Origin of the sequence: Collimonas pratensis (assembly GCF_001584185.1) — a bacterium.
Taxonomy (GTDB): domain Bacteria; phylum Pseudomonadota; class Gammaproteobacteria; order Burkholderiales; family Burkholderiaceae_D; genus Collimonas; species Collimonas pratensis.
In genome coordinates, this window is the sequence record NZ_CP013234.1 from 5,043,338 (window position 1) to 5,062,310 (window position 18,973).

Consider the following 18,973-nt stretch of genomic DNA (forward strand, 5'->3'; position numbering starts at 1 on the left):
GCCCAAATGCCCAATTTATTCCCTAACGGGGCCCTACACACATCTTTTGATATTGATCCCCTATGGCTGCAGTATTTCCTAACACCAGTACCACCGGTCCGATCTCGGGACTTGCCCGCGCATTGCTGCAAGCCGGCCGCTTGTCGACGGTGCAGATGGAAGCCTTGCACAAGAAAGCCAGCGGCGATCAAACGCCGTTCATCGCCGCCTTGCTGGAGAGCGGCCATCTCGATGCGCGCGCGCTGGCGCTGTTTTGCGCCGAGACCTTCGGTTATCCGCAGCTGGACCTGAGCGTGCTCAACCTGAGCACGCTGCCGGAAAAAGCCATCGACGCCAAGCTGATGGAAAGCCACTTCGTGCTGCCGCTGGCGAAGCGCGGCAACAAGATCTACGTGGCGTTGTCCGATCCGACCAACATGCAGGCGCTGGACCAGATCAAGTTCCAGACCGAGCTGATGGTCGAACCGATCATTGTCGAGCATCCGGTGCTGGTGAAGCAGATCCAGAAGCTGGTCAAATCGGCCGAGCAAAGCCTGAGCGAAATGGTCGGCGACGACCAGGAAATCAATTTCGTCGAAGAGGATACGGCAGCGATTGCCGACGCCACCGCCGATATCGATGACGCGCCGGTAGTACGCTTCCTGCAAAAGATCCTGACCGATGCGATCAACCAGGGCGCGTCCGACTTGCATTTCGAACCGTTTGAAAAATTCTACCGGATCCGTTTCCGGGTCGACGGTGTGCTGCGCGACATGGCGCAACCGCCGTTGTCGATCAAGGAAAAACTGGCCTCCCGCATCAAGGTGATCTCGAAGCTGGATATTTCCGAAAAGCGGGTGCCGCAGGATGGCCGGATGCGGCTGGTGGTGTCCAAGACACGCGCTATCGATTTCCGGGTCAGCACCCTGCCCACGCTGTTCGGTGAAAAAATCGTGATGCGTATCCTGGACCCAAGCCAGGCGCAGATGGGGATCGACGCGTTGGGCTACGACCCGGACCAGAAAGCGATCCTGATGGACGCCATCCAGCGTCCCTACGGCATGGTGCTGGTGACCGGCCCTACCGGCTCCGGTAAAACCGTGTCGCTCTACACCTGCCTGAATATCCTGAACCAGCCCGGCATCAATATCTCCACCGCCGAAGATCCGGCCGAAATCAATTTGCCCGGCGTCAATCAGGTCAACATCAACGACCGCGCCGGCCTGACTTTCCCGGTGGCGCTGAAGGCCTTCCTGCGGCAGGATCCCGACATCATCATGGTCGGTGAAATCCGCGACCTGGAAACCGCCGACATCTCGATCAAGGCTGCGCAAACCGGGCACATGGTGTTTTCCACCCTGCATACCAACGATGCGCCGTCGACGCTGACGCGCTTGATGAACATGGGCGTGCCGGCTTTCAATATTGCATCTTCCGTGATCCTGATCACCGCCCAGCGGCTGGCGCGCCGCTTGTGCAGCTGCAAGCAGCCGATTACGATCCAGGAGGAAGCCCTGGCTGAAGCCGGCTTCACCGAAGACGACATCGACGGTAGCTGGCTGCCATACAAGGCCGTCGGCTGCGAACGCTGCAACGGCACCGGCTACAAGGGACGGGTCGGCATCTATCAGATCATGCCGATCACAGAAGAAATAGAACGCATCATTCTGGCCCATGGCACGGCGCTGGAAATCGAAGCACAAGCCAAGCGCGAAGGCGTCAAAACCCTGCGACAGTCGGGATTGATGAAGGTTAAACAAGGGATGACCAGCCTCGAAGAAGTGCTCGGTTGCACCAATATCTAATTAGGGGAATAGTTCATGGCAACAGCGGCAAGCTCACGTCAGGTCAAGGAATTGGTGTATCTGTGGGAAGGCAAGGATAAAAAAGGCAAGGTTGTGCGCGGAGAATTGCGCGCAGGTAGCGAGACTGTGGTCAATGTCACCATGCGCCGACAAGGGATCCTGGTCACCAAAGTCAAAAAGAAGACCTTCCGTAGCGGCAAGAAAATTACCGACAAGGACCTTTCCCTGCTTACTCGCCAACTGGCTACTATGATGAAGGCCGGCGTGCCCTTGCTACAGTCTTTCGATATCGTAGCCAAGGGCCATGCCAATCCATCAGTATCGAAACTGGTCAATGACATCCGTAGCGACGTTGAAACCGGTACCAGCCTGAGCCAGGCCTTCCGCAAGTTCCCGTTATATTTCGACCCCCTGTTCTGCAACCTGGTTGGCGCTGGCGAACAGGCCGGCATTCTTGAAGATTTGCTGGAGCGGCTGGCAATCTATAAAGAAAAGACCCTTGCCATCAAAAGCAAGATTAAATCTGCGATGTTTTATCCCGTATCTATTATGGCAGTGGCCTTTATCGTTACCGCAGTTATCATGATCTGGGTGGTTCCTGCATTCAAGCAGGTATTCTCAAGCTTTGGTGCAGACCTACCCGCGATGACCCTTTTCGTAATGGGCATCTCCGATTTCATGGTGGCTAACTGGTACATTATATTCCCCGCTATATTCACCGGCCTATATTTGTTCTTTCAGTCATGGAGGCGTTCACTCAAAATGCAACGCTTCATGGACCGCGTATTACTAAAGGTACCGATTTTTGGTTCGGTAATCCGGAAAGCAACGATTGCTCGCTGGACCCGTACATTGGCAACCATGTTTGCTGCAGGTGTGCCATTGGTAGAGTCGCTTGATTCGGTTGGGGGAGCATCGGGGAACGCAGTCTATCTGGACGCGACCAAGAAAATCCAGAACGAAGTAAGCACGGGCACCAGTCTGACTACTGCAATGGAAAATGCCAATGTGTTCCCCAACATGGTGACGCAAATGGTTTCCATCGGCGAAGAATCGGGCTCCCTCGACCAGATGCTGGGCAAGGTGGCCGATTTCTACGAAGCAGAAGTCGACGACGCGGTAGCGTCACTGTCCAGCCTGATGGAACCTTTGATCATGGTGATCCTGGGCGTCCTGATCGGCGGCCTTGTGATTGCCATGTACCTGCCTATTTTCAAGCTGGGTACGGTGGTTTGATGCAAGAAGGTATTTTTTTCCTGGCGGCGGGGAGCCTGCTTCCCACCGCCATCGCCGCTATTTTTGGCTTACTCATCGGTAGTTTCCTCAACGTCGTGATTCATCGGCTGCCGATCATGATGCAGCGCGAATCTGATAACTACGTGGCGCACGAAAGCGGCCAGCCGCTGCCGCATACCGACCGCTACAATCTGGTGGTACCGCGTTCCGCCTGTCCGCAATGCAAACACCAGATCGGCGCGCTGGAAAACGTGCCGGTGCTGAGCTATCTGGCCTTGCGCGGCAAATGCGCCTCCTGCAAGACGCCGATCTCAGCGCGCTATCCGATCGTGGAGGCATTTACCGGCGTCCTGTCGGGGCTGCTGATCTGGCATTTCGGCAGCGGCTGGGCTGGCATGGCGACCCTGGTCTTTGCCTACCTGCTGATCGCCATGACGTTTATCGACGCCGATACGCAGCTGCTGCCTGACGACCTGACCCTGCCGTTGCTGTGGCTGGGCTTGCTGCTGAATATTTCCGGCTTGTTCGTACCGCTCAGCGACGCGGTGATCGGCGCCGCCGCCGGCTACCTGAGCCTGTGGCTGATCTACTGGGCATTCAAGCTGCTGACCGGCAAGGAAGGCATGGGCTACGGCGATTTCAAGCTGCTGGCGGCGCTGGGCGCCTGGCTGGGCTGGAAAATGCTCCCTATTATCATCCTGTTTTCGTCGCTGGTCGGCGCCGTGGTCGGCCTCGTCCTGATCATCGTTGCCCGCCGTGGACGCGACATTCCTATCCCATTTGGCCCTTATCTGGCAGCGGCCGGCTTGCTCGCGTTGCTATATGGCCGCACTATCACGGAAACTTATTTCAATTTCGTTGCCTAACATCGTATGAACCAGCACGATGCCAGCAATCCGATCCCACCAGCGCCGCTCAAGCCAAGATTCAGCGTCGGCCTGACCGGCGGCATCGGCAGCGGCAAAAGTACCGTCGCCGACCTGTTCGCTGAACGTGGTGCGGCCGTCATCGACACCGATGTCATCGCCCGTCAATTGACCGCCCCTGGAGGCATCGCCATCGCACCGATCAGAGCCCGTTTCGGCGATGATTTCATCGATGCCAACGGCGCCATGGACAGGGCCAGGATGCGCGCCCATGTCTTCTCTGACCCGGCAGCAAAGCAGCAGCTGGAAGCGATACTGCATCCCCTGATTCGCACCGAGACCGGCTATGCCGGCGAGCGCGCGTCAGGTTCGTATCTGATCTTCGCCGTACCGCTGCTGGTTGAGTCCGGCAACTGGAAACAGCGGGTTGGGCGCATACTAGTCATAGATTGCGATGAACAGGTCCAGCTGCAGCGCGTCATGCAGCGCAATGCACTGACTGAGCCGCAAGTGCGCGCCATCATGGCGACGCAGGCCAGCAGGCAGCAGCGCTTGCAAGCCGCAGACGATGTGATCGTCAATGATGGCGCACGGGCAGCGCTATTGCCGCAAGTGGAGCGCTTGCACGCCTTATATGAGGCATTTAGCCGATCGTTATAAATGGTATAAAGCCATACGCGCGCACCTATCGGATAATGTAAAAGTAGACGGGCATTTGTAATTTCTGTTCGCATCGTTCAGAATCATGTCTTATCTGGCTCAAATTTTTAAGGGATGTCACTTTGATCGTCTACGAATATCCTTTCAACGAGCGCATTCGCACCCTGTTGCGGCTGGAAGACCTGCATGAAAGATTCGGCTTCTTCGTGCACCAGGAAAGTCCGCTGCAACACCATATCGCGCTGTCCACCATTTTTGAAATGCTGGAGGTCGCCGGGCGCGCCGACCTGAAATCGGATCTGCTGCAAGAACTGGAACGACAAAGACAAACCCTGCTCGGCTTCAAATCGAATCCGAATGTAGCGCCGGACATGCTGGACGCCATCCTGCAAGAGATCGACCGTATTAGCACCGCCTTGATGGCGACCCAGGGCAAGACCGGCCAGCACATCCGCGACAATGAATGGCTGATGAGCATCCGCGGCCGCACCATCATCCCCGGCGGCGCCTGCGAATTCGACCTGCCTTCCTATTACGCCTGGCAGCAACATCCCGCGGAACAGCGTTTTGCCGACATTCTCGGCTGGTTCGGGCCGCTGGCCCCCTTGTTCGACGCCATCAGCATCGTGCTGCGCTTATTGCGAGAAACCGGGAGTTCTGTAAAAATAGACGCACAAAACGGTAGTTACCAGCAAATGCTGCAGGGAAAATCCTACCAGATGCTGCGCCTGATCATCGATGAGCAATTGTTGGCGATTCCGGAAATATCGGCCAACAAGTACATGCTGTGGGTACGCTTCACCTCTCAAGGCGGCGACCTCAAGCCCAAGGCGTATGAAGGCGATGTGCCGTTTGAACTGACCTTGTGTAATTTTTAATTGATTTTTTGAACAGAATTGTATGACTACTACCGTCGATTGCCCGACTTGCGGCACAAAAGTTGAATGGATTGCGGCGAATAAATTCCGGCCGTTTTGCTCGGAACGCTGCAAGCAGATCGATCTGGGTGCCTGGGCTGAAGAGAAATACACCATCCCGGCAGTCAATCCACCGGATGAAATCGACGACGATAGCAAGCTGAAGCAATAACTTCCCGCAACTTACGAGAAAATAACTGCTTAAACCGGCATATCACGCCGCAATTCATCCAGCCACTCGATCAAGGGGATGGCTGCCGGCAGCAGGGGCTCGACGCCAACGCTGCCCTGCCAGGAAAAAGCCTGGCCTTCCAGGCTTTGCGGCTCGCCCTGCCAGTCGCGGCTGATATAAAAATGCAGGCGGACATGCGCATGGGCGTATTGATGCTCGATGCCGCACCATGGTTCAGCGGAATTGACCTCTATCCCCAGTTCCTCCAGCAGCTCGCGCTTTAGCGCATCGAAAATCGATTCTCCAGACTCGACTTTGCCTCCCGGGAATTCCCAATAGCCTGCCATCGGCTTGCCCTCGGGCCGCTGGCCGAGCAGCACATCGCCATTCGGCTTCATCAGGATGCCAACGGCCACGTTGACTGGCAATATCTGTTCTTTTGTCATCAAATTTCTGCTCAATCGTTGCTGTTCATGCGGCCGGCATAGTCTCGTGCAAACTGCCAGGCGACCCGGCCGGAACGCGAGGCACGCTGCAAGGCCCAGCGCAAGGCATCGGCGCGCGCTTCGGCGATCTGCTCGGCATTGCAGCCGAAATGACCGAGCCAGTGGCCGACGATGTCCAGGTAGTCGTCCTGCTTGAAGGGATAAAACGATACCCACAGGCCGAAACGTTCGGAAAGTGAAATTTTTTCCTCGACGGTTTCGCCCGGGTGCAGATCGCCGTCTTCGGTCGTCTTGTAGGTAGCATTGTCGGACATCCGCTCAGGCAGCAAGTGGCGGCGGTTGGAGGTAGCATAGATCAAGACGTTATCCGACTGCGCCGCGATGCTGCCGTCCAGCGCCACCTTGAGCGCCTTGTAGCCGCTCTCGCCCTCTTCAAAGGAGAGGTCATCGCAGAAGATGATGAAACGCTCCGGACGCGCCGCTACCAGGTCGACGATATCCGGCAATGCCGCCAGATCGTCCTTGTCCACCTCGATCAAGCGCAAGCCCTGGGGCGCATACTGATTCAGGCAGGCTTTGATCAAGGACGACTTGCCGGTGCCGCGGGCGCCGGTCAGCAGCACATTATTAGCCGGCCTGCCATCGACGAACTGGCGGGTATTCTGGTCAATCTGCTGCTTTTGCACCTCGATATTATGCAAATCGGCCAGGGCGATATCCGAGATGTGGCCCACCGGCTGCAGATAGCCGCCGGCCGCGCCGCCGCGATGACGCCAGCGGAAGGCGGTTGCAGCGTTCCAGTCGGGCACGGCATCGGCCTTTGGTAAAATCGATTCAAGACGGCCCAGCAGGGCTTCGGCACGGAGGAGGAACTGGTCTAATTGGGTCATGGCTCAAGAAATCAGGAATGCAGGCGACCGGATGATCGCTGGCTGGCCACCATTCTGGCGTAAAGCACAATGATAGTAGATGAATATTATTCGCCGCAGCAGCTGCACAGGGCCAGCCGGACGGCAGCCGGAGCCGGTCCGGCCGCAACCCTGTTACGGCATATCAGGAACGGTAATCCGCATTGATCGATACATAGTCATGCGACAGGTCGCAAGTCCAGATAGTCGCCTCGGCGTCGCCGCGCGCCAACTGCACACGCACCGTAATTTCACTTTGCTTCATCACACGCTGGCCGTCCGCTTCCTGGTATTCAGGATTGCGGCCACCGCTCTTGGCCACCAGCACGTCGTCCAGGTACAAATCCAGTTTGCTGACATCAAGGTCGTCGACGCCGGCATAGCCGATCGCCGCCAGGATGCGCCCCAGGTTAGGATCTGAGGCGAAGAACGCCGTCTTCACCAATGGCGAATGGGCGATCGAGTAAGCGATCTTGCGGCATTCGGCGACATTCTGGCCCTGCTCTACCGTCACAGTGATGAATTTAGTGGCGCCCTCGCCGTCGCGGATGATCATCTGCGCCAGGTGCTGCGAAATATCGGTGACTGCGGCAGCCAGTTCAGCATATTCAGGACTATCGACGCCGGTGATTTCCAGTTCGCCGACGCCGGTGGCGATCAGCATGAAAGAATCGTTGGTCGAGGTGTCACCATCGATCGTGATGCAGTTGAAGGAACGGTCGGCGGCCTGCCGCACCATCTTCTCCAGCATCGGCTGCGGCACTTTCGCATCGATCGCCAGGAAACCCAGCATGGTCGCCATGTTCGGCTTGATCATGCCGGCCCCCTTGCTGATGCCGGAAAAATTCACCGTTTTGCCGGCGATGACCAGGCTGCGCGAGGCCGCTTTCGGCTGCGTATCGGTGGTCATGATCGACTCCGCCGCATTGAACCAGTTATCGCTCTTCAGGTTGCCTATCGCCAGCGGCAAGCCGGCAACGATGCGTTCAACTGGCAGCGGCTCAAGAATCACGCCGGTGGAAAACGGCAGGATCTGCGCTGCATGGCAGTCCAGCAGTTCCGCCAGCGCATCGCAGGTCGCATTGGCTGCCGCAAGGCCGGCTTCGCCGGTGCCGGCGTTCGCGTTACCGGTATTGATCAGCAGTGCGCGGATAGGCTCGCCCGAAATCTCGGCAGCGGCCAGATGTGCCTTGCTGACCTGCACCGGTGCGGCGCAAAAACGGTTTTGGGTGAATACCCCTGCCACGGTAGCGCCTGGCGCCAGTTTCATTACCAGCAAATCCTTGCGATTCGCCTTGCGCACGCCGGCCTCGGCATGGCCAAGCTCGATGCCGGCAACAGGCAGCAGGTCAGCGGCAACAGGAACAGGAGAATTGACGGCCATGGGAATCCTTAACTAAATATAAATATGTATGTTGGTAACTATAGTGATCCAGCGACGCTGAATGGCGCCGGCAAACAATCTGCTGCACTGCCAGACGGTTATTTTAAGGCGTATGGCCAGGCTGTGTGCAATCTGCCGCAACAAAAGCAAAGGGCGGAGATTTCTCCGCCCTGCTCTGCTTCTTCAACCACAGCCGGCCACAGCTCTTACATCAGTTGGCCATGGCACTGCTTGTACTTCTTGCCGCTGCCGCAGGGGCAAGGATCGTTGCGGCCAACCTTCGGCACTTCGCTGGCCGAGTGCGCCTCGTCGCTGCGGGCAGTCGGCGCCAGCAATGCTTCCGGTGCTGCCGTCGGATCAAAGTCGGCATGCTGGTAATGGACGTTCTCAACATGAGACTGCGCCAGCTCCTCTTCCGCCGCAGCGATTTCTTCGCGGTTTTCGATGCGCACCGTCATCACTACCTTGACCACTTCATTCTTGATCAGGTCCAGCATCTGGCCGAACAGTTCAAACGCTTCGCGCTTGTATTCCTGCTTCGGATTCTTCTGAGCGTAACCGCGCAGATGGATGCCCTGGCGCAGGTGGTCCAGCGCCGCCAGATGTTCGCGCCAATGACTGTCGACACTTTGCAGCATGACGCTGCGCTCGAAGCCCGCAAACGATTCCTTGCCGACGATCTCGGTCTTGGCGGCATAACTGGTTTCGGCAGTCTTCAGCACGCGCTCCAGCAATTCTTCGTCGGTCAGGTTCGGCTCCGACTTCAGCATCTCGCCCAGCGGCACTTCCAGGTGCAGCTCATTGGCCAGGGTCGCTTCCAGCGCTGGAATATTCCATTGCTCTTCCAGCGACTCCGCCGGCACGTGGGTGCGGAATGTATCGTCCAGCACGCCTTCGCGCAGCGATGCCACGGTTTCTGACACGCCCTGCGATTCCAGCAATTCATTACGCTGCTGATAGATCACCTTGCGCTGGTCGTTGGCGACGTCATCGTATTCCAGCAACTGCTTACGAATATCGAAGTTACGCGCTTCCACCTTGCGCTGCGCCGACTCAATCGAACGCGACACGATGCCAGCCTCGATCGGCTCGCCTTCCGGCATTTTCAGGCGGTCCATGATGGCGCGCACGCGGTCGCCGGCAAAAATGCGCAGCAAGGCGTCGTCCAGCGACAGGTAGAAACGGGAAGAACCCGGATCGCCCTGGCGCGCGGCACGGCCACGCAACTGGTTATCCACCCGGCGCGATTCGTGGCGCTCGGTGCCGATGATGTGCAAACCGCCGGCATGTACCACGTGGTCATGCAGCGATTGCCACTCGTCGCCCAGCTTGGCGGAACGCAGCTGCTTTTCCGTTTCACTCAATGCTTCGTCAGCTTCGATGAACTGGATCTGTTTCTCGACATTCCCGCCCAGCACGATATCAGTACCGCGACCGGCCATGTTGGTAGCGATCGTGATCGCTTTAGGACGGCCGGCCTGGGCGATGATTTCCGCTTCGCGCGCATGCTGCTTGGCGTTCAGCACATTGTGCGGCAGCTTGGCTTTGCTCAGGATGTCGGCCAGCAGCTCCGAATTTTCGATTGAGGTGGTGCCGACCAGCACCGGCTGCCCGCGCTCGTAGCAGTCCTGGATATCCTTGAGCATTGCATTGTATTTTTCTTGCGAGGTCTTGTAGACCTGGTCCTGGCGGTCTTTACGCTGGTTCGGGCGATTTTGCGGGATCACCACGGTTTCCAAGCCATAGATTTCCTGGAATTCGTAAGCTTCGGTATCGGCGGTGCCGGTCATGCCGGCCAGCTTGCCGTACATGCGGAAATAGTTCTGGAAAGTGATCGAGGCCAGGGTCTGGTTCTCGTTCTGGATCTTGACGCCTTCCTTGGCTTCCACCGCTTGGTGCAAACCGTCCGACCAGCGGCGGCCGGTCATCATGCGGCCGGTAAATTCGTCGACAATGACGATTTCGCCGCCCTGTACCACATAGTGCTGGTCCTTGAAGTACAGCGAATGCGCGCGCAGCGCGGCGTACAGGTGATGGATCAGGCTGATGTTGGCCGCGTCGTACAGCGAAGCGCCTTCCGCCAGCAAGCCCATGCTGGTCAGGATCTGCTCAGCCTTTTCATGGCCGGCTTCGGTCAGCAAGACCTGGTGCGCCTTCTCATCCTTGGTGTAATCGCCTGGCAATTCAACCTTGCCCTTGCCATCCGGCGTTTCTTCGCCAATCTGCTGGGTCAGCAGCGGCGGCACTTCATTGATCTTGTAGTACAGGTCGGTATGGTTTTCAGCCTGGCCGGAAATGATCAGCGGGGTGCGTGCTTCATCGATCAGGATCGAGTCGACTTCATCGACGATGGCGAAGTTCAGGGTGCGCTGCACGCGGTCGGCGGCGTCGTACACCATGTTGTCGCGCAGGTAGTCGAAGCCGAATTCGTTGTTGGTGCCGTAAGTGATGTCGGCGCCATAAGCGACCTGCTTGGCGTCGTGCTCGACCGAGGACAAGTTGACGCCGGTCGTCAGGCCGAGCCAGCCGTACAGGCGACCCATCCATTCGGCATCGCGCTGCGCCAGATAATCATTGACGGTCACCACGTGCACGCCCTTGCCGGACAGCGCATTCAGGTAGGCCGGCAGGGTCGCCATCAGCGTCTTGCCTTCGCCCGTGCCCATTTCAGCAATCTTGCCATAATGCAAAACCATGCCGCCAATCAGCTGGACGTCGAAATGGCGCATTTTCAAGACGCGCTTGCCGGCTTCGCGGCACACCGCGAACGCTTCAGGCAACAGGTCGTCCAGCTTGGCGCCGTCGGCTATGCGTTGCTTCAGCTCAGGCGTCTTGGCCTGCAGCTCGGCATCGGACAGCTTTTCGAATGCCGGTTCGAGTGCATTGATTTGTCGGACGACTTTTTTATATTGTTTGAGCAGGCGCTGGTTGCGGCTACCGAAAATCTGGGTCAGTAATGACATGCTTGGATTCTAAAAAAGAGCGCCGGCGACATTCCGTGACATCTTGTGAATGAACACGTGAGCACGAATCCGGGCTGTGGCTAAATTAATCGGAGAATTTTATCATGCAGTCCCGGACAGATTGGGCTTATGCACCAGGAAACAATAGCAAGTTGCGCAAATTGTGCCGCATTCGCACGGCCTGCACTGCATCTTCCGTGCATCTTGCTGCAATTAACTTACTTCAATACAACAATATCCATTATTTTCCTGCCAATATTGCCGCCTTGGCCAAATCGGTGCCGGCATTCAGGAACTTGCGCGGATCCTGCGCCACGCCCTTGATCCTGACCTCGAAATGCAGGTGCGGCCCGGTGGAGCGCCCGGTGGTGCCGATATCGGCAATGTGCTGGCCGCGCTGCACGATATCGCCCACCTTGACCAGCAAGCGCGAAGCGTGCGCATAGCGCGTGATGATATCGTTGCCATGGTCGATATCGAGCATGTTGCCGTACTGCGGATGGTATTCGGCGTCGATCACCACGCCGCCCGCCGCCGCCACGATCGCGGTGCCTACGGTAGCAGGAAAATCCAGCCCTTCGTGGAAGGCGCTGCGGCCGGTGAACGGATCAAGGCGCCAGCCGAAACTCGATGAATTGTAGGCGACATTGACCGGCTGATTGGTCGGCAACAGCTTTGACTTGATGCGGTCGCTCATCAGCACGGTTTCGACCACGTTCATATAATCGGCGCGATAGCCGACGTCGCGCGACATGGCGTCCAGCGCCTGCTGGAACTCGCTCATGCTCATGTCATGCGAAGCGCGGCCGCTCAAACTGCTGGATTCGACGCCGCCGCGGCCAGGCGCTTCCTTGAAATTGAACTCTTCCGGCTTGACGCCGGCCAGGCCCTGCACCCGTTCGCCGAGTGCGTCAAGACGCATCAGTTGGGCCTGCATTTCACCGAGCTTGATCGCCATCGCCGCCAGGTTTTCCTTCAGATACTTGTCCTTGTCCGGCATGCCGCCGGCCGCCGTGCTGACTGCGGCCTTGCCGATAAACGGCAGACTCAGCGAATAATGGACCGTGAGGAAATACAGCAAGACCGTCGCCAGCGCTACCGACAACAGGAAAGCGGCGACCATCAAGGCGAGGTGCCTGGCGCCCAAAGTAATGGATTTTGCGCGGTTGAAGCGCGGGTGCAACAGAATTACCTGCATTGCAACTCCTGTGGCGCGCCGAGAGGATCACAGGTGTGATAAGGTTTCACTATCATGCGCAGACTCTCACCTTCGATCTCACCTTCTTCTTACCGGCCATCGGCATTCGGCTCCAGGCCGCAAACCAAAACATCCAGGGACGCCACGGATTTTTTACGGGGAAATGACAGGATGGCGGCGTTACTGCCCGCTGTCACACGCATGGCGGCCTTGCAAAAGCAATGCGCCGCCGAATTGCCATCCATGTTCAGTGCTTGCGAAGTATTGCAATGTGAAGCAGGACAACTTGTCTTGTCAGCGCCTAATGCAGCTCTTGCAACTAAACTGAAGCAACAGCTGCCACGCCTGCAAAACCAGTTGCAAACAGGAAATTGGCAGATTAATGCAATCCGAATCAAAGTGCAAGTAAGCCAAAACCTGGTGAAAGCGCCGCCGGTCAAGCAAGCCCTGTTAACGTCCAACGCCGTATCGGCATTCGCTTCGCTGATGGAGGATCTGGAACCATCCTCTGCGAATGAAGCGCTTAAAAATGCGATCGCAGCGATGGTTAATCGTCATCGCAGTAAAAGCAGCAAGGACAGCAAAGACTGATTTCTTATTACTTTAGAATAATAGAATATTGTGTAAAAAACATTATACGTCAGCAGCCCCGCCGCCTTCCAGATTTTCACTCCCAAAAACATGTAGGATTTTCTTAATTCCGGCACCGGATACAGCAAAAAATCGCACGATGTAAACCCAGCCGCTTCAAAAACGTTGTTGCAGTCAGACAAGACGGATATCCTGTTGCCTGCTGGCGGAAACCGATGCCTGGCATTCCATTGAACCTCGAACCACGATAGACAGATTCATGAACAGTATTGGTGAACTGCTGGCAACCGAGCATATCCTTCTTGATCTGGATGTATCGCGCAAAGAACAGGTTTTCGAGGCGGCGGAACAACTCTTCGGCGGCCGCCACGGCTTATCCAGAAATCAGGTGCTGTATGCCCTGACGGCGCGTGAGGCGCTGGGCTCCACCGGCCTGGGCGCCGGCGTCGCGGTGCCGCATGCGCGCATCCGCGGCCTGGCGCAGGCCGTCCTGGCCTACCTGCGGCCACGCACACCGCTGCCATTCGATGCGCCGGACGCCGCGCCGGTATCCGACATCATTGTCATCCTGATCCCCGAACACGCCACCGACCAGCATCTGAAACTGCTGGCGGAAGTCGCCGAGATGTTCCAGGACCGGCGCTTTCGTGAACGGCTGAGCTTGTGTGGCGATGCTGACGCCGCACGTCGTATCTTTACCAACTGGCCTGAATAAGAAAAATGCCTAATCGCGCCTACCCGGATATCACTGCGCCCCAGTTGCGGACTGGCTGGCGCTTTGGCTGGGTCGACATCCTGGTGGTGGTGGCGATGCTGCTGCTGTTCTGGCTGCTGTTCTCGCTCAGCGGCGACATGCGCGTGCATTTCGACGAATTGCATCCGCCGCCGCTGTCGCTAGACGTCGAGATGATTCCGTATTACACCGCGCGCACCGTACTGCGCATGTTCATCGCTTTCGCAGCATCCTTGCTGTTCACCTTTATCTGGGGCTATATAGCGGCTAAGAGTCCGCGCGCGCGCAAGGTCATGCTGCCGATCCTGGATATCCTGCAATCGGTGCCGGTGCTGGGTTTCCTGTCGATCACGGTAACCGGCTTCCTGGCCCTGTTCCCCGGTAGCCTGCTGGGGGTCGAGTGCGCCAGCATCTTTGCCGTGTTCACGGCGCAAGCCTGGAACATGACCTTCGGTTTTTACCACTCGCTGGTGACGATTCCGGCAGAACTGTCGGAAGCTTCTTCCATTTTCCGTCTCAACCGCTGGCAGCGCTTCACCACGCTGGAACTGCCGGCATCGGCCATAGGCCTGATGTGGAATTCGATGATGAGCTTTGGCGGCGGCTGGTTTTTCGTGGCGCAAAGCGAAGCAATCACTGTGCTGAACAAGAACATCAAGCTGCCTGGCCTGGGTTCCTACATGGCGGCGGCGGTCGAGGCAGGCAACACCCGCGCTGCGCTGTACGCGATCGGCGCCATGATCTTCACCATTCTCCTGATTGACCAGCTGGTGTGGCGTCCGCTGGTGGCCTGGGCCGAGAAATTCAAGCTGGAAAATACCGAAGCGAAAGACAGCCCGCAATCCTGGATGCTGGATTTGCTGCGGCGTTCCAACGTGATCGGCTGGCTGTTCCAGCGCATCGGACGCGTGGTCGGACGCGCCAGCCAACGCCTGTCCTCGGTCGCCACCGATGTCACGGAAAGCGTGGCGCGCAATGCGCCGACGCTCTTCAAGCAGGCACTGCGCGTGGCGCTCTGGCTGGCCATCGCCGCCGGCATGGCCTGGCTGGTGATCGATGCCTTCGGCGTCGCCCGCGAAATCAAGACCGAAATGACCGGCACCGCCATGCTGCATGTGGTCTGGCTGGGTCTGCTGACCTTCCTGCGGGTGCTGGCGATGATGATTGTCGCCACCTTGATCTGGACCCCGATCGGCGTCTGGATCGGCTTGCGGCCACGGGTGGCGCGCATCGCCCAGCCGCTGGCGCAGATCGCCGCCTCGTTTCCGGTCAACATGACTTTTCCCTTCATCGTGGTGTTTTTCATCACGGCAAATATCCCCATCAACATCGGCAGCATCCTGCTGATGGCGTTAGGCACCCAGTGGTATATCCTGTTTAATGTGATCGCCGGCGCCATGGCGATTCCTACCGACCTGCGGGAAGCTGCACAGATCTTCGGCCTGCGCAAATGGCGCCTGTGGAAGACCGTGATCATCCCGGCGATCTTCCCGTTCTGGGTGACCGGCGCCGTCACCGCCACCGGCGGCGCATGGAACGCCAGTATCGTCGCCGAGGTGGCGTCATGGGGCAACAACAAGCTGGTGGCCGACGGCCTGGGCGCCTATATCGCACAGGTCACGGAGAAAGGCGACAAGCCCGCGATTTATTTCAGCATCGTGGTGATGTCGCTATTCGTGGTGCTGATCAACCGTTTCCTGTGGCGCCGGCTGTATGCGCTGGCAGAGCAGAAATTCAAGCTCGATTAATTGCTCAGTATTCAATCACTGTGCACGCACTGAGCGTTCAACAAGCGTTTCAAGGATGTGACCGATGTCAGACTCCGTTTCCACTGTTTCCACCGCTGCAGCGCCTGCCAGCGCCGGCCGCAACCCTGCGGCGCCGTTGATCGAACTGCAGCATGTGTCGAAAGCCTATACCACCGGCGGCGGCGAACCCGTCACCATTCTCGACGACATCAACCTGGCCGTGCGCGAAGGTGAAATGCTGGCGCTGCTGGGGCAGTCCGGCAGCGGCAAATCGACCATCCTGCGCCTGATCGCCGGCCTCACGGATCCCACCAGCGGCGCCGTGCTCAGCCATGGCAAGGCGCTGGAGGGCATCAACCGCACGCTCTCCATCGTATTCCAAAGTTTTGCCCTGTATCCGTGGCTGACGGTACAGCAGAATGTCCAGGTCGGCCTGACCCAGCGCCGCCTGAGCGTTGAGCAGGAACAAGAAGAAATCGACAAGGTGCTGACGCTGATCGGTTTGTCCGGCTTCGAGAATGCTTTCCCCAAGGAGCTGTCAGGCGGCATGCGGCAACGCGTCGGCCTGGCGCGCGCCATCGTCGCCAAACCCGAAGTACTGTGCATGGATGAAGCGTTTAGCGCGCTCGATGTGCTCACTGCTGAGAACCTGCGCGCCGAAGTCGTCGACCTGTGGAACAACGCCGGCGAAACCGGCATCAAGAGCATTTTCTTCGTCACCCACAACATCGTTGAAGCCGCCTACATGGCTTCGCGCATCGTGATCATCTCCTCCCATCCTGGGCGCATCAAGAACGTCATTCCCAATCCGCTGCCCTATCCGCGCGACGTCAAGTCGAAGGAATTCGCCGCCCTGGTCAATCAGATCCACGATGCGATCACGGCACTGGCGTTGCCGGACGAGCCGGGTGAGGAAAGCGAGGCCGCCGAAGCCGGTGCTGACAATTTGCAGGAACAGGAGGTGCAGGCCATCGCAGCCCAGGATGCAGGCACCAGCCGCGTCGAGCCGATTCCTAATGTGCCGGTGGGACGGATAGTCGGTTTGCTGGAGATCCTCCAGAACAACCAGGAGACCATCAATATCTACGAACTGAGCACGCGCATCGGCACCGATTTCGGCGAAACGATTGCAATCGTCAAGGCAGCGGAGATGCTGGACCTGGTCGATACGCCGAAACACGAAGTGACGATGACTACGCTCGGCTGGTACTTCCTGGCCGCGCCGCTGGCGGCACGCAAGACACTATTCAGGAAACAGATCCTGCGCCTGCGCCTGTTCCAGATGCTGACGGCGCGCCTCAATGAAAATCCAGGTGCGCGGGTGAAAGAAGACGAGATTCTCGAAGAGTTGGCCAGCGTGCTGCCTTACGACCAGCCGGAGAGCCTGTTCGCGACGCTGATTTCCTGGGGACGTTACGCCGAGATCCTGGATTATGACCAGCGCAGCGGCAGCGTGCACCTGGAGGTGCACGAGGGGCAAGAGACACAGGGAACAAACGCCGGATAGACGCTTGATTTGATGCGGGACGTTTAACGAGGAAAAGAAACGGGCCTAGTAATCAAGCTTTAAAACAAGCTTAAAAACAAGCTTAGTAATCAGGTTTAGTTCAAGGCCCACTCTTGGCCGACTTGCCGCTGATAAGCGCCCGGCGCTTCGGTCAGCTCGTCGAAGCTGACCACTTCATACGCGTCCGGCTGCGCCAGCAAGGCGCGCAGCAGCTGATTGTTCAAGCCGTGCCCGGATTTGTGGGCGGTGTAGCTGGCCAGCAGCGGATGGCCGATCAGGTACAGGTCGCCGATGGCGTCCAGGATCTTGTGGCGCACGAATTCATTTTCATAACGCAGGCCGTCGCTGTTCAGAATCCGGTATTCATCCATCACAATCGCGTTTTCCAGTGAACCGCCGCGCGCCAGCCCCAGGCCGCGCATGGTTTCGACGTCTTGCATGAAACCGAAGGTGCGCGCGCGCGCCACTTCTTTCACGTATGACTCGACGCTGAAATCGACTTCCGCGGTCTGGCCGGTGCCGTCCACTGCAGGATGGTTGAATTCGATAAAGAATTTGAGCTTGAAGCCGTTGCAAGGATCCAGGCGCGCCCATTTCTCGCGGTCGCCCTGGCCTTCGCGCACTTCCACGCTTTTCTTGATGCGGACGAATTTCTTGGCGGCGTTCTGTTCTTCCAGCCCCGCTTGCTGCAGCAGGAACACGAAGGAGGATGCCGAGCCGTCCATGATCGGGATTTCTTCCGCGGTGACATCGACATACAGGTTATCGATACCCAGCCCGGAGCAGGCCGACATCAGATGTTCAATGGTCGACACCCGCGCGCCGTCCTTGACCAGCACGGAGGCCATGCGGGTATCGCCGACTTCGGTCGCTTTCGCCGGGAAATCGACCGCAGGGTCAAGGTCGACACGACGGAAAACAATCCCGGTATCGACCGCGGCCGGGCGTAACGTCAGCTCGACCTTGGTGCCGGAATGGACGCCAATGCCTGTCGTCTTGACAATTTTTTTGATGGTGCGTTGTTTCAACATGATGACATTATAAGTCTGACTGATAATTATTCTGTAACGATGTGTACTCGGTGTGGGGTAAAAAACACGCCCGGCGTTCCAAGCCATTTTTTTCTATCGCAGACATATCGACAAGCTATCGGCTTGTCCCCGATTCCCAGGGCTGCAGACGCAAAAAGCGGCGCACTCGGCGCCGCCTTGCTTACCAACAAAAAGAAGTCTTATGCCAGCTGGCCGAGCAGCGTTTCCGCATTCGACACTTCAAATTTGCCGCCTTCTTCCACGTTCAATTGCTTGACCACGCCGTCGTCGATCAGCGCTGAGAAACGCTGCGAGCGCGTGCCCATGCCGAACTTGCCGAAATCTGCATCCAGGCCCAGCGCCTTGACGAAATCCGCATTGCCGTCAGCCAGCAGACGGACGATACCGGTCGCCTTTTGATCGCGGCCCCAGGCGCCCATGACGAACGCATCGTTCACCGAAATCGCCCAGATCTCATCAACGCCCTTGGCCTTGAAATCGGCGGCGTGCTGGACATAGCCTGGCAGGTGCTTGGCCGAACAGGTCGGCGTGAAGGCGCCAGGAACCGCGAACAAGGCAATCTTCTTGCCCTTGACCAGATCGCTGACGTTAAATGTATTCGGGCCGAGCGCGCAACCTGCGGTTTCGACTTCGATGAATTCTGCTAATTTGCCTTCCGGCAGGCGATCGCCGATCTTGATGGTCATGATAAGTCCTTGTCTAGTGAATGAAGCCTCCAGACCGGCGCCGCGGCCTGAGCCGTACACCGATCTGCCGAGACAGCGCATGATATCGCATGATTACGCATGCTAAAAAGAAAACGCCGCGC

17 protein-coding genes are annotated in these 18,973 nt (G+C 57.8%); 10 read left to right on the plus strand and 7 right to left on the minus strand.

Annotation, left to right across the window (positions count from 1 at the left end; translation table 11 throughout):
* Window positions 1-62 precede the first annotated feature (62 nt).
* From pilB to yacG, 6 genes are all read left to right on the plus strand, one after another.
* Window positions 63-1,784: a type IV-A pilus assembly ATPase PilB gene (pilB, locus tag CPter91_RS22420; RefSeq protein WP_061944413.1), complete on the plus strand. Its 1,722-nt coding sequence runs from the start codon at window positions 63-65 to the stop codon at window positions 1,782-1,784.
* Between the two features lie 15 nt (window positions 1,785-1,799).
* Window positions 1,800-3,020 carry a type II secretion system F family protein gene (locus CPter91_RS22425; RefSeq protein WP_061944416.1) on the plus strand — a complete coding sequence of 407 codons (1,221 nt, stop codon included), beginning with the start codon at window positions 1,800-1,802 and terminating at the stop codon, window positions 3,018-3,020.
* Complete coding sequence (locus CPter91_RS22430; RefSeq protein WP_061944419.1) at window positions 3,020-3,886, plus strand: prepilin peptidase; 867 nt, start codon at window positions 3,020-3,022, stop codon at window positions 3,884-3,886. The genes CPter91_RS22425 and CPter91_RS22430 overlap by 1 nt, the downstream gene beginning before the upstream one ends.
* 6 nt (window positions 3,887-3,892) lie before the next feature.
* Window positions 3,893-4,546: a dephospho-CoA kinase gene (coaE, locus tag CPter91_RS22435; RefSeq protein ID WP_061944422.1), complete on the plus strand. Its 654-nt coding sequence runs from the start codon at window positions 3,893-3,895 to the stop codon at window positions 4,544-4,546.
* A 122-nt stretch (window positions 4,547-4,668) separates the two neighbouring features.
* A complete protein-coding gene (zapD, locus tag CPter91_RS22440) occupies window positions 4,669-5,424 on the plus strand; it encodes a cell division protein ZapD (RefSeq protein WP_061944425.1) in 756 nt (251 codons plus the stop codon).
* 22 nt (window positions 5,425-5,446) lie between these two features.
* A complete protein-coding gene (gene yacG, locus CPter91_RS22445) occupies window positions 5,447-5,635 on the plus strand; it encodes a DNA gyrase inhibitor YacG (protein WP_061944428.1) in 189 nt (62 codons plus the stop codon).
* Between the two features lie 29 nt (window positions 5,636-5,664).
* Here yacG and mutT read toward each other — a convergent pair whose 3' ends face one another.
* The 5 genes from mutT to CPter91_RS22470 all read right to left on the minus strand — a co-directional run bounded on the left by mutT (window position 5,665) and on the right by CPter91_RS22470 (window position 12,534).
* The gene (gene mutT, locus CPter91_RS22450; protein WP_061944431.1) at window positions 5,665-6,081 is read right to left on the minus strand and encodes an 8-oxo-dGTP diphosphatase MutT; all 417 of its coding nucleotides are present in this window, start codon (window positions 6,079-6,081) and stop codon (window positions 5,665-5,667) included.
* An 11-nt stretch (window positions 6,082-6,092) separates the two neighbouring features.
* Entirely contained in the window at window positions 6,093-6,971 is an 879-nt protein-coding gene (locus tag CPter91_RS22455) for an ATP-binding protein (protein ID WP_061944434.1), read from the minus strand.
* A gap of 163 nt (window positions 6,972-7,134) precedes the next feature.
* Entirely contained in the window at window positions 7,135-8,373 is a 1,239-nt protein-coding gene (gene argJ / locus CPter91_RS22460) for a bifunctional glutamate N-acetyltransferase/amino-acid acetyltransferase ArgJ (protein WP_061944437.1), read from the minus strand.
* Window positions 8,374-8,579: 206 nt separating this feature from the next.
* Entirely contained in the window at window positions 8,580-11,336 is a 2,757-nt protein-coding gene (secA, locus tag CPter91_RS22465; RefSeq protein WP_061944440.1) for a preprotein translocase subunit SecA, read from the minus strand.
* Window positions 11,337-11,577: 241 nt separating this feature from the next.
* Window positions 11,578-12,534: a M23 family metallopeptidase gene (locus CPter91_RS22470; RefSeq protein WP_061944443.1), complete on the minus strand. Its 957-nt coding sequence runs from the start codon at window positions 12,532-12,534 to the stop codon at window positions 11,578-11,580.
* Between the two features lie 171 nt (window positions 12,535-12,705).
* Between CPter91_RS22470 and CPter91_RS22475 the strand changes: the two genes are divergently transcribed.
* From CPter91_RS22475 to CPter91_RS22490, 4 genes are all read left to right on the plus strand, one after another.
* Window positions 12,706-13,125 carry a DciA family protein gene (locus CPter91_RS22475; protein WP_231879983.1) on the plus strand — a complete coding sequence of 140 codons (420 nt, stop codon included), beginning with the start codon at window positions 12,706-12,708 and terminating at the stop codon, window positions 13,123-13,125.
* 259 nt (window positions 13,126-13,384) lie between these two features.
* Complete coding sequence (locus CPter91_RS22480) at window positions 13,385-13,840, plus strand: PTS sugar transporter subunit IIA (protein WP_061944449.1); 456 nt, start codon at window positions 13,385-13,387, stop codon at window positions 13,838-13,840.
* Window positions 13,841-13,845: 5 nt separating this feature from the next.
* A complete protein-coding gene (locus tag CPter91_RS22485; RefSeq protein WP_061944453.1) occupies window positions 13,846-15,606 on the plus strand; it encodes an ABC transporter permease in 1,761 nt (586 codons plus the stop codon).
* 64 nt (window positions 15,607-15,670) lie between these two features.
* Window positions 15,671-17,113, plus strand: coding sequence for an ABC transporter ATP-binding protein (locus tag CPter91_RS22490; protein WP_061944456.1), 1,443 nt, complete (start codon window positions 15,671-15,673; stop codon window positions 17,111-17,113).
* A 95-nt stretch (window positions 17,114-17,208) separates the two neighbouring features.
* Here CPter91_RS22490 and lpxC read toward each other — a convergent pair whose 3' ends face one another.
* On the minus strand, window positions 17,209-18,144 hold the full coding sequence (gene lpxC, locus CPter91_RS22495; protein WP_061944459.1) for a UDP-3-O-acyl-N-acetylglucosamine deacetylase: 936 nt from the start codon (window positions 18,142-18,144) through the stop codon (window positions 17,209-17,211).
* 200 nt (window positions 18,145-18,344) lie between these two features.
* Window positions 18,345-18,851 (minus strand): peroxiredoxin, encoded by a 507-nt coding sequence (locus tag CPter91_RS22500; protein ID WP_061944462.1) that lies wholly within the window; start codon window positions 18,849-18,851, stop codon window positions 18,345-18,347.
* Between the last annotated feature and the right edge of the window lie 122 nt (window positions 18,852-18,973).